Annotated in this window: 8 protein-coding genes and 1 pseudogene; 1 reads left to right on the top strand and 8 read right to left on the bottom strand. The window is 58.0% G+C overall.

The window, feature by feature from the left end; all coding sequences use genetic code 11:
• Positions 1–41 precede the first annotated feature (41 nt).
• The 4 genes from LKE08_RS01200 to LKE08_RS01215 form a co-directional block, all read right to left on the bottom strand.
• The gene (locus LKE08_RS01200; RefSeq protein ID WP_324702372.1) at positions 42–395 is read right to left on the bottom strand and encodes a hypothetical protein; all 354 of its coding nucleotides are present in this window, start codon (positions 393–395) and stop codon (positions 42–44) included.
• Between the two features lie 40 nt (positions 396–435).
• A complete protein-coding gene (locus tag LKE08_RS01205) occupies positions 436–1011 on the bottom strand; it encodes an ATP-binding protein (protein WP_324702366.1) in 576 nt (191 codons plus the stop codon).
• 259 nt (positions 1012–1270) lie between these two features.
• Entirely contained in the window at positions 1271–3832 is a 2562-nt protein-coding gene (locus tag LKE08_RS01210; protein ID WP_324702367.1) for an adenylate/guanylate cyclase domain-containing protein, read from the bottom strand.
• Between the two features lie 36 nt (positions 3833–3868).
• A complete protein-coding gene (locus tag LKE08_RS01215; RefSeq protein ID WP_324702368.1) occupies positions 3869–5056 on the bottom strand; it encodes an ABC transporter substrate-binding protein in 1188 nt (395 codons plus the stop codon).
• A gap of 181 nt (positions 5057–5237) precedes the next feature.
• On the opposite strand from LKE08_RS01215, the gene LKE08_RS01220 reads away from it, so the two are divergent.
• On the top strand, positions 5238–6353 hold the full coding sequence (locus LKE08_RS01220) for a glycosyl transferase (RefSeq protein ID WP_324702369.1): 1116 nt from the start codon (positions 5238–5240) through the stop codon (positions 6351–6353).
• A 174-nt stretch (positions 6354–6527) separates the two neighbouring features.
• On the opposite strand, the gene LKE08_RS01225 is transcribed toward LKE08_RS01220, so the two are convergent.
• The 4 genes and pseudogenes from LKE08_RS01225 to LKE08_RS01240 all read right to left on the bottom strand — a co-directional run.
• On the bottom strand, positions 6528–8141 hold the full coding sequence (locus LKE08_RS01225) for an adenylate/guanylate cyclase domain-containing protein (RefSeq protein ID WP_324702370.1): 1614 nt from the start codon (positions 8139–8141) through the stop codon (positions 6528–6530).
• 12 nt (positions 8142–8153) lie between these two features.
• On the bottom strand, positions 8154–9668 hold the full coding sequence (locus LKE08_RS01230) for an iron uptake porin (protein WP_324702373.1): 1515 nt from the start codon (positions 9666–9668) through the stop codon (positions 8154–8156).
• Positions 9669–9912: 244 nt separating this feature from the next.
• Positions 9913–11094, bottom strand: coding sequence for a COP23 domain-containing protein (locus LKE08_RS01235; protein WP_324702371.1), 1182 nt, complete (start codon positions 11092–11094; stop codon positions 9913–9915).
• 52 nt (positions 11095–11146) lie between these two features.
• Positions 11147–11278: pseudogene (locus LKE08_RS01240) on the bottom strand (reverse transcriptase N-terminal domain-containing protein); the annotation flags it as partial.

The following is an 11278-nucleotide window of genomic DNA, read 5'->3' on the forward strand; positions in this document are numbered from 1 at the left end:
GATTTCAGATTTTGACGGTCTGACGGTTTCGGTGTCATCAATCACTGTACTTCCAACTCCAACGTCGGCATTAACCGTTGCAGATTTTTGAGGGATTTTCCTTGCCAGGGGATGCGGTTAGATGCCAACAAAATCAGGTGGATGGTTTTGTTTTGACGGACTTTGATCACGAACTTGGATAGCATATTGATGCCGGAACTGTTGAGAAACTCCAATTCCCGCAGGTTGAGGGTGATCGTTTTTGGTTCCAAAGCCAGCACGTCGTTGAGCAACTTGACGACGGGATTGGAGTCCTCCAGTCCGCTGAGTCTGAGGGAACCCGCCAGGGTGACGGTGGTCGTTTCGCGATCGTATTCGACACTGTAATCTTCGGTTTTGTATTCTGTAATTTCCATCGTTGCATCCTGCCAGCGTGTCTGTCTAAAAGCCATCAACTCAAATTTTCAGTTGGACCATTGTCGTGACGATAAGGGTCGATGAATCTTGCGGAATTTCCTCGAACTTCCAACCCAGTTGGGCGAGATAATCGTTGACCATCGTTAGATAACCCAAGCCCGACTGATGGTCGTTGTCGAGGTTTTTTTCGACCTGCCTAACGTACATTTCTTCTGGGTCGGAACTGAGCAATTCCCGGATATAATTCTGAAAGCCGGAGACGGCTCCGGATGAAATGCTGTTGGCGACGAAGAAAACCAAGTTTTCGCTGCTCAAAAAAAGCTGAATTTTGATGGGATACGATGAAGAATCATCGCTGAATTTCATCGCATTTTCTAATAATTCATTGGCGATAAAACTGACGGCACTTTTGATTTCTGATTGCCGGCTCAATCCCTCCGGGTCTTGCTCGGATTTTGGAAAAAATGTGGTGACGTAATCGGCCATAAAATTAGCCGACAGACCATTATTTCTCCACCGCTGCTTGAGGGGGATCGAACTGGGAGAAAATCCGATCACCAAAAATTCATTACTCGTACTCGGAGCATCGATATAGTCTCCAAAGATTTGTGCCATGATGCAATGCCGTGTCTTTCTGTCAAGAATTGCCATGAAATCAGTATATCTCGCAATCCTTCGGGGCGAGTCGCCGCCGGTTCGGCCCGGGGTTCTGAGAACGAGTCCGGGAAAAGCTGACACATCCGGGGTTTCGGGGGGGGAAGGGATGGGAATTGCGATCGCCGGCGCGATCGCAACCGTACACTCAAACTTCAAGCCTACCATCAATACGGGCGGTCTCTCAACTCCCCGGCTGGCCCCGGGGCGGGAAATGTCTCTAGGACAACATCCGATCGACGACCCGTTTCCAGTAAATTTGGGCGACGGCATCATTTTCATTTTCGGATAAGCACCCTTCCAACAGTCGGGCGGCGGCTTTAAATTCGTCCATATTGTAGAGTGCCAGCGCTCTCTCAAATTGCGTTTTGGTCGCCAACTTGGCCCGCCGTATCTCCGGCGGGTCGGCGTCGAAGATTTCAAAGACAGACACCATTTCCGACCGGCCCTTGATGGCAACTTTGTCAATGATCCGAAAGGAATATTCCTCGGGATTTTGCAGCCGCAGGAAGGTCTGTTGGCTCACCAACAGGGGGACGCGATATTTTTTGGTCAATTCTTCCAGGCGGGAGGCCAAATTCACGGCGTCGCTGATCACGGTGGTATCGATGCGATCCTGGCCGCCGACGATGCCCAACATCATCTCCCCGGAATTGATGCCGATGCCGATCTCGATGGGGGGGCGTCCGGGGCGGTGGCGGGTTTCATTGTAATCCCGGAGGGCTTCGAGCATGGCAATTCCGGCCCGCACGGCGTCGTCAGCTTTCCCCCCAAACAGGGCCATGATCGCGTCCCCGATGTACTTGTCGATGAAGCCGTAATTCGCCGTGATGGCGGGTTCCATGCGGGAGAGATAGGCGTTGATAAATCTGAAATTATCCGCCAAACTCATCTTTTCGGAGAAGTGGGTGAAGTTGCGGATGTCGGAAAACAGGATCGACATTTCCTGTTGCACGGCGTGCCCGGATTGCACCTCGACGATACTTTCGTAGCCGAGGAACGACAGAAACTGATTGGGGACGAAGCGGCCGGCGGCGTCGGTGAGTTTTTCTTGTTCGTCGAGGGCCAGTTCCAGATCGCAGTTGACTTCAAACATCTCCTCGATGAAGCTCTGCCGTTCCGCCTCGGCTTTCTTGCGATCGCGGATATCTTGGAAGGTGGCGATGGCGAAGGAAATGTCCCCGGACGAATTGTAAATCGGCGTCGCCCGGGCCTCCAGGGGGATGGTGCCGTCCGGCCGGCGGACTTCGATATCATCGAGGACGACATTTTCTCCCCGCAGGGCCCGAAACAGGGGCAGCTCTTCGCCGGGGTAGGGGCGGTCCGTCCCGGCGACGTAGCTGGGATAGATAATCGCCGTCTCGTCGTCCCCCGCCTCGGGCACGGCGCCGGGGCCGAAGAGGATTTGGGCGGCGCGGTTGGTGTAGTCAATGGTGCCCCCGGCGTCGGTCACCACCACCGCCAGGGGCATCACTTCCAAAAACTGGCGCAGGCGTTCGGTGCTGACCTGCAGTTCCCGGGCCAGGTCGAAATTTTCCGTCCGCAGGCGATCGTTGAGGAGGGTAATTTCCCGGTTGGCAATGCCGAGTTGGCTTTTTTGGAATTCGACGGTCTGTTTTTCGAGCTGCAACTGTTCCAGGCTCTCGTGCAGCTCGATTTCGATGCTCTCGAGTTGGGCGACCTTTTCCTGCATCCCGGCGTAGAGGTGGCGCAACTGGGCGGTCATGCGGTTGAAAGCGATCGCCAGGGTCCCCACTTCGTCCTGGGTCATGACGGGGGCAACGGGGGTGAGGTCGCCGTCGGCCACTTGGGTCGCCACCCGGGCAACCACTAAAATCGGCCGGGAAATTTGGCGGGCCAACAGGTACACGCCCAAGGTGAGGAGGGCGCTGCAACTGAATCCCACGGCGAAGATGATCCAGGCTAACTTCCGGGCCGGGGCCAGGGCTTCGCTGCGATGCATCTCGACGAGGAGGGCTAGTTCTTCCTCCGGCAACCAGCGGTAGACGCCGAGGACGGGAATTCCGGCGTAGTTCCGATAGATCCCCCGGCCATTTTTTCGGTCCGCGATCGCCCAGTCGATGCCCGGGCTGTGCAGCCCCCGGGGGAAGCCGTCCCGGCCGAATTGTTCGGCGGAAACGAAGGTCCGCAAATTGTCCACCAGGTAGGTTTCGCCGCTGTTCCCCAACCCCGTGTCGTCGAACACGATCTGGTCCATTTTTTGCAGGTTTAAATGGGCGGCGAGGACGCCGACGGTGTTTCCCTTCCCGTCTCCCAGGGGGGTGGCGACGGTCATGGCGGGCCGGCCGGTGGCGGAAGAGGGGTAGACGTTTTGGATGTAAGTGCCTTTTTTTCCTTTGATAAAATACCGATCTCTGACGCGATATTCCCCCTCGCGATCGCGGTCGGTGGAAAAGACGATTTTACCCCCCACCGGCGTCAGGACGAACACCTCCTGCAAATCGGGGCGCCCCGCCAAAGCCGAAGCCATGTACTCCTGCATCCGCTCGCGGGCTCGGACAAAAGCAGGGTCTGAGTCGTCTGTAGTCAGCAAAATTTGCGCTTGGGCGAGAATTCCGGGGAGTTGGGCGAGGGAGACGGTCGCATCGAGCTGATTTTTGACCCAGAGTTCGAGGGCTTCTTCTTTGAGGGTGGCGGTCACTTCCAGCCGTTCAAAGACGAGACTCTCAATGGAAGCTCTGGCCTGGGCGAATGCGATCGCCCCCACGCTGAAAACGGTAATGACGGACAGGAGTAAAAAATAGACAACCAGCCTTGACATCAGGCTTTTCGTCCAGAACTTCATCAGAATTCGCCCTCAGTCATCGGACCGCGATTCCGGATTCACCTGTTCGTACAAGACAGGTTTCCCGGATTGGAACTGTAGCACGACGACACTTCTGATCGGGTCGCCGTTCCCCTGAAATTGCAACGTTCCGGTCACACCCTCATACTTCTCTATATTAGCCAAACCGTCGCGGATGGATTCCGGATCGGCTCGACCTAGACGGGCGATGGCGGTCAATACCAAGCGGGTGGCATCGTAACTAAGGGCGGCTGCCGAGGAGGGCGGAGAACCGTAGGTTTTTTGATAGGTTTCGACAAAAGATCGGGCTTCCGGATTGTCTAGGGCGACGTTCCAGTTGTCGGTGAAAAAAGCCCCCTCCAATTCCGGATGTTCGGCGGAAGAGAGTCCCCCCCAGGTGTCGCTCCCCATCAGTTGGGCCGCTACGCCGAGCTCGCGCCCCTGTCGCGCCTGTCGGGGGACTTCGTTATCGTAATTGGGGAGAAATAAAACCTCGGCTCCGCTGTCGCGAATGTGTCGGAGTTGACCGCCGAAGTCCCCCTCGTCGGTGGTGTAGGACTCGAAGGCGACGACCCGGCCCCCGACGGCCTCAAATTCCTGCCGAAAAATTTCGGCCAGTCCCCGGTTGTAATCGCTGGCGATATCGTACAAAACGGCGGCGGTATTTGCCCCCAATGTTTCCCGGGAAAAACGGGCGATCACCCGGCCTTGAAAATCGTCGGTGAAGGCGACCCGAAACACGAATTTTTTGCCGGCGGTGGTGCGGGGATTGGTGGACCAAGAACTGACCGTCGGTATCCTGGCCCGCTCGGCGAGGTCGGCCACGGGGATGGCGATGCGGCTCAGGGGGAGTCCCACCAGGGCGACGACATTTTTTTCGTTGATCAGGCGGGTGGCCGCGGCTACGGCCTCGTCGGGACTGTCGCGATCGTCGGCGATCGCCAAAACCACCTTTCGTCCGGCGTCGCCGACTTCGATCCCCCCCGCCTCGTTGACTTCCGAAACGGCCAATCGTGCCCCCCGCAGGGTTGCTTGGCCTACCGTTTCCGCCAATTCTCCGCTCAGGGGGGCGATCAGGCCGATGGTGATGTCGGGGGGAGTTTGAGAATTCGGACGGCAGGCCCCAACCCACAGGGCGAGGCCGGTTCCCAGCCACAACAGAAACCGGCGACGTCGGATAGATCTCGGGAGGTAGGGCATGGCAATTCAGAAGTTGACAATCTGATACGAACGTGCTTCCTCCGGTCGGACGGCCGAAGTGCGGGACCCCAATTGATACGATCTGTTAGGTCTATTGTGACATTCTCCCGGGCGGGAGCGGTTGAAACCCGGAAATTCACCGGCAATATAATAGACCTCTGATGAGAAATGGAACCAACCCATGTCCAGACCCGCTATTTATATCGCCATCACCAATCACGGATTCGGCCACGCCGTCCGGGCGGCTTCCGTCGCAGCCAAAATTCAACGGCTTTGCCCCGACATTTTATTGTTTCTGGTGACGACCGCACCCCGGTGGTTATTGGAATCGTATATTTCCGGGCCGTTTGTGGTCCGTCCCCGGGCGTTTGACGTGGGGGTGATTCAGTCGGACAGCATCACGATGGACAAGGGGGCGACTCTGGAAAAATTGCGGGACATCCGCCGGCGGGAGCGATCGATTATGGCCGGGGAAGTGAGTTTTATCCGCCAAAATCGCATCGGTTTGCTGCTGGCCGATATCCCGCCCCTGGCCGCCCCCATCGCCCGGGCAGCGGGCATTCCCGGTTTCATGATGGGCAATTTTGGCTGGGATTTTATCTATCGGGATTGGGGGGGAGAATTCGGGGAAATCGCCGACTGGGCCGCCGACTGTTTCGGACAGTGCGATCGCCTGTTTCGCCTCCCCTTCCACGAGCCGATGTCCGCATTTCCAAACATTCGAGATGTGGGTTTGACCGGGGGCGATCCGCGCTACGATCTCTCCCAACTTCGGGGGGACTTCGGCATCGACACCCCCCCGGAAAAAACCGTCATGCTCACGTTCGGGGGGTTGGGTTTGGCAAAAATTCCCTATCAAAATTTGCGACAATTTCCGGATCATATATTTATCACGTTTGACAACAATTCTCCGGATTTGCCTAACTTGATTCCGGTCAGAAGTCGCATCCGTTCCGGGCAATTCTCCACGGATTATTCCCGCATCCGCCCCGTGGATTTGATGCCCCTGTGCGGGCGGGTAATTTCCAAACCGGGGTTCAGCACCTTTTCCGAGGCGTTGCGTCTGGATGTCCCCCTGGTGTCTTTGGTGCGGGAAGGGTTCGCGGAAGCCCCCCTGTTGATGGAGGGGTTACAAAACTACGCCCGTCACCAGATTCTTACATCCGGGGACTTTTTCGAGGGGGATTGGGACTTTCTCCGACAACCTTTCAACCCTCCCCGTCAGTCTCGATCTTTGGATAAAAATGGCGGCGATGCGATCGCCAAAGCGACAATAGAATTAATAATTAACAATTAACAATTATTGGGATCTGATATATAGCAACGATCGCTGGCGTGGTCACAGTTGAAATGGGGTCAGAAATCTTCAAACCCTTATATAAAAGCAGTTTGAGTTCCCTAATACCGACTGCCGACTCCCGACTCCCTTTCTACCATCCCAATGTCCTAACCGCTGGAGTCTGTTGCTATATTATTGCCGTCGCAACTGATAGATTCTCACCGGGCGATCGATGCCTTTGAAGGTGTAATCTCCCAGCATTTCAAATTGTTCGGGCGATCGCAATAAGGCGTAGGTCGCCGGACCCACCGCACACTGTCCGGGGGGGCAGATCGGCTCGATGCGGGCGGCGAGGTTGATCGTCCCCCCCAACACGGTATAATCCACCCGCTGGGAACTGCCCACGTCTCCCACCACGGCCCGACCACTGTTAATGGCAATTCGCAACTGCAGCGGTTCGGGCAACCCCCCCGTCGCGTTCAGTTGTTCCAGGCGATCGAGCATCCCCTGGGCTGCCGCCACGGCGCGATCGGCGTGGTCTGGCTGGGGTTCCGGGGCGCCGAAAAACGCCATGATACAATCCCCGATAAACTTGTCGAGGGTACCACCGAGGGCGAAAACCTCGTGCAGCATCTCCTCGAAAAACCCGTTCAGCAGGGCGGCGAGTCGGGCAGGGGGCAGGCGCTCGGACAGGGCGGTAAACCCGACGATATCGGCGAATAAAATACTGATCTCCGCCTCGGTGGAGGGCAGGCGGCCGTTTTCCAAAGCCCCGACCCGGATCAACTGCTGGACGACGGCGGGGGTGTGGTAGCGTTCGAGACGCTGGCGGATGGTTTCTTCCCGTCGCAACTTCTGAGTCAGCAACCAGCGTTGGACGCTGGCGGCGACCAAATTTCCCAAAGCCGAGAAAAAACTCAGGTCTTCGTCTCCTCCCCTCGTCCAATAGTCGAAGGAAAAGTGGGCGTCGGCGTAGAGTACCCCCACCACCTGATCTTCGTCCCAGAGGGGAACCGCGATGCAGGAGCGGATGTCCTTGACCAAAATACTCGGTTCGCTCTCAAACCGCTTGTCCTGCTGGGCGTCGGCGGTTTTGATGGCGACCTTATCCATAAACACCCGCTGGCAGATGCTGCGGCCGATCCAACTCCCGTCCTTCGGCATCGCCCGCTGTTCGGCCGGACTCTTGGCTGCCGCTTTGACGAGTTCGAGATGTCCGGTCCCCTGCAAATCGATCAGCAACGCCAGTCGTTCGATGATGGGGATGTCGTGAAAGATGACGGATTGAATTTGGGAGAAAATGGCGTCGATGGACTCGGCGCTGTTGAGACATTTGGCAATTTCGACGAGATCTTGCAGTCGGGCGACGGCGCGGCGGTAATTGCCGATATCCTCGTCGAATTGGGTGTTGCTCTGTATCCACTGCTGCTTGAGATCCTGAACCCGGCCGATCAGGTGGGCCCCTTCGACCACTGTCCCGATCTCCCGTCCGGAGTGGGTTTGGGTGTCGGGGGGGAGGACGTCGAGGCGGATCTGGTCCACTTTCACCCCGTCGCCCACTTGCAGGGGTTCGGTGCCGGTTACGGGGTGATCGTTCAAGCTGGTGCCGTTTTTGCTGCCCAGATCTTCGATCCACCATTGTCCGTCAGCGGTTTTGTAGATGCGGGTGTGGTGGCGGGAGACTTCGATAAAGGGCAGTTGCAGGTCACACTCAGGCGATCGGCCGATGATGAATTCGTCGCGATCGACGGAAATCAGCCGGTCGGGTTGGTTTTCGAGGAACAGCCGGAGCCTGAGTTCGGACATGGGGAAGAGTCGCTAAAAGAGAAATGTACTGCGGATCACGCCAATAACAATTGTGTCATTATTGGCATTGTGTTCGGGGTTGGTGACGACGAAGACACCCGGTGTCACCCAAAGGTAATCGCTGACGCGGAAGCGGTAGAACGTCTCGAAGTGCAGGGAGGTTTCTTCGTCTTCTCCGAGGGGGAGGTTGCGACCGGCCACCAGTTTGGGGGGTTGGCCGAAGATGAATGCGAACAGGTCGCCCTGCCGCCCGAAGGGTTCGGAAACCCCGACGGAAAAACTATAGGTGGTGGTGTTGGCGTAGGCATCGCTGCCGAGGGATTCTCCGAGCGTCACCCCTCCCCAGGTGGCGAGGGTGATTTGGCGGTTGATGCGCCACTGGAAGGAGCCGCCCAATGCATTAAATTGCATGGGTTCGTCGAGCAATCCGGAGGTGTCGGCGCTGAAACTGCCGGTGAGGGTGTCGAGGCGGCCGTTGGCGGCGTAGGCGTTGATGTAGGTGAGGCCGGCGAGGGTGTTGGCGGAGGGTTTGAGGAGCAGTTGCATCCCTAGGGCGCTGTGATCTGAGCCGCCGATCCCTTGGGTGGCGTCGGCGGTGCCGCGGGTTCCGTAGGCGAGTTGGAATCGCAGTTTGTCGAATACCAGCCAGTCGAAGCCGGCGCCACCTTCCAGGGCTCCGATTTTGAAGATGGGGTTGGCTTCGCCGAAGCGGGAAATGGCGCCTCGGCCGTTGTCGAAGAAGGGGGAGTTGGCGGTGAGGACGTTGCTGAGGCTGAAGCCGACGGGGCGGACGGTGAAGACGACGCGGTTGTTGAAGGCGGGAAATCGGTATTCAAGATAGTCGAGGAAGAGTTTGGCGTCGGTGTCGGTTTGGTAGGACAGCAGGGCCATGTCGCCGAATCCGGGGTTTTCAAAGGTGCCGGCTAATCCCCGGTTGTCGAAGTTGCCGGCGACGAAGCCGATGCGGAGGCGATCGAGGCCGCTGAAGGAGGAGACGGTGCCGAGGCGGAGGAGGTAGTGGAGGACGGCTTGGTGGTTGTCTCCGCTGCCGGGGGGATCGCCGCCGGCGGCGGTGGCGAAGCCGAAGATGGCTTCCCCGCCGAAGACGGTGGTGGTGGAGAATTGGTTGGCTTCCAATTCGGCGGTGCGGGCTTCGAGGGTTTCGACCCGGCCCGAGAGGGCGGCGAGTTCGGCGGCGAATTGTTCTTGGAGGCTTTGGAGGAGGGCGAGGTCGTCTCGGGTGACTCGATCGAGGACGGAGGAGGCGATCAGTTCGTTGACTCGTTGGAGGCAGGCGTTGAGTCCGGCGGCGAATTCGTAGCGGGTCATGGCCCGATCGCCTTTATAAGTCCCGTCGGGATATCCGGCGATGCAGCCGTAGCGTTCGACGAGGGACTGGAGGGCTTGAAAGGCCCAGTCGGTGGGTTGGACGTCGGAGAGTTGGGAGACGGAGGTGACTTGTCCTTGGACTTCTACGAGGTCGTCGGGGGGCGGGTCTTCGGGGAGTTGGGCGACGATCGCCCCCATTTCCCCATGGGCTGTGATCTGGGACTCCGACTCCTCGGCAGCGACGGCGGAACCCAGGCCGGCGGACGCGATCGCCAAAACGGTCAAGAGGCTCCCCCCCAACAATTGGGTCATCACCCGAAACTCCTCACACATGATATCTGCCCGTTGATAGTTGAATCGATCTTTCCACTTATCTTAGGACTCGGGACGGGTTTCGCCAAGATCGGGCGATTATCGCCCCCACAGGTACTCCCGATTCCCCCTACCAAATCCCTCCGCCCGGGGTGGGGTCGGCGGGGGTTGTCAGTTGTTCGGGTTCCGGAGCCGGGGCGGTTCCGGTTTCGACGGGGGTGGTGTCTAAAAATTGTCGGAAGTCGATGTAGACTCCGGTATCGTCTTCGCTCTCGAACAGGGGAGAACTCGCCCCCGTCCGCACGTCGAACAGCCGTTGCACGGTATCGGCCGGGTCAGACCCCGGTTTGAGGGTGAACAGGACGCGATCGCCCCCGCAGGGCATCCCCCTATCGTTCGCCACGCAGATCACGTTCTGGCGGTTGACGATGCCGTGGGTGATGTAGTTGAGCCAACCGAGGCGGTAAAAGTTTTGAAATCGGGCCGACACGGCTCGACAGCGCTGTTCGGGGGTGTAGCCGGAATCGCTGAAATAGTCGGAGTACCACTTCACCACCGGCACCCGACCTCGGGGGGTGACGGCGTAGGTGGTGAATAGGTTGTCCGTGCCGCGATCGCAGATAAACTGAGTTGGGGACACTGCCGGGGGTTCGGCTACGGCCGTGACGGAGGAGTTGTCGGTCGTCCCCGAACTCGACCCCCCGCCGGCGGTTCCGGAATCGGAGGTCGTCGCGCCCAGGGGTACGAGTCCCGGTGGCAACAAGACGCGATCGATGGTGACGATCACGCTGTCGTTGGGGCCGGGAATGGGCAGGCGATCGGCGTTGGCGTCGTTGAGCATCAGTTGGGCCGCTTCGGGGTCGCCGCCGATGCGGACGGTGTTGCCTTGCCGGGTGAGGATCTCACCACTTTCCACCTGTTCGCGGGTGATGCGGCCGGCGACGAGGTGATAATTTAATATTTCTTGCAAGATTTGGCGGTTTTTCGGCTGCAGGAGGTCGTCCCGGATTGCCGGGGGCAGGTTGGCGAAGGCGTCGTCCGTGGGGGCTAAAATGGTGTAAGTTTGACCGGCGAGTTCTCGACTCAAACCCGCTTCCCGCAGGGCTTTGGCAAAAGTTCTCAACTGCTCCTGTTGGGCGATCGTCTCCACCAACCCCAGGTCTTCCTCCGATTCGTAGTAGGAGGACATGGGATTGAAAAAGCTATAGTAAGGATAATATTGCGCCCAAGCGGGGGCGACCACTTGCACGGCGATCGCGCCGACCGCCAGGCCGAGGACGACTGACAAATGTTTAATATTGATAATATTCATTGTTTGTTCCCAATAATTGGATAGGTCAACGGCTGCATCCCATCACGGCTGAGATGGCGAACCTTTGCTTCGGAGATATTGATACCACTCCGTCCACTCCGGCTGTCTTCTTGCCTTGGTTATCTTGGGTCACACGCCTTACCGCTAAGAGCCTTGCGTAGTATGACTTCAAAAGGAGTCTTTG

It is taken from the genome of Lyngbya sp. CCY1209 (genome assembly GCF_035615495.1).
Classification (GTDB): domain Bacteria; phylum Cyanobacteriota; class Cyanobacteriia; order Cyanobacteriales; family Microcoleaceae; genus Limnospira.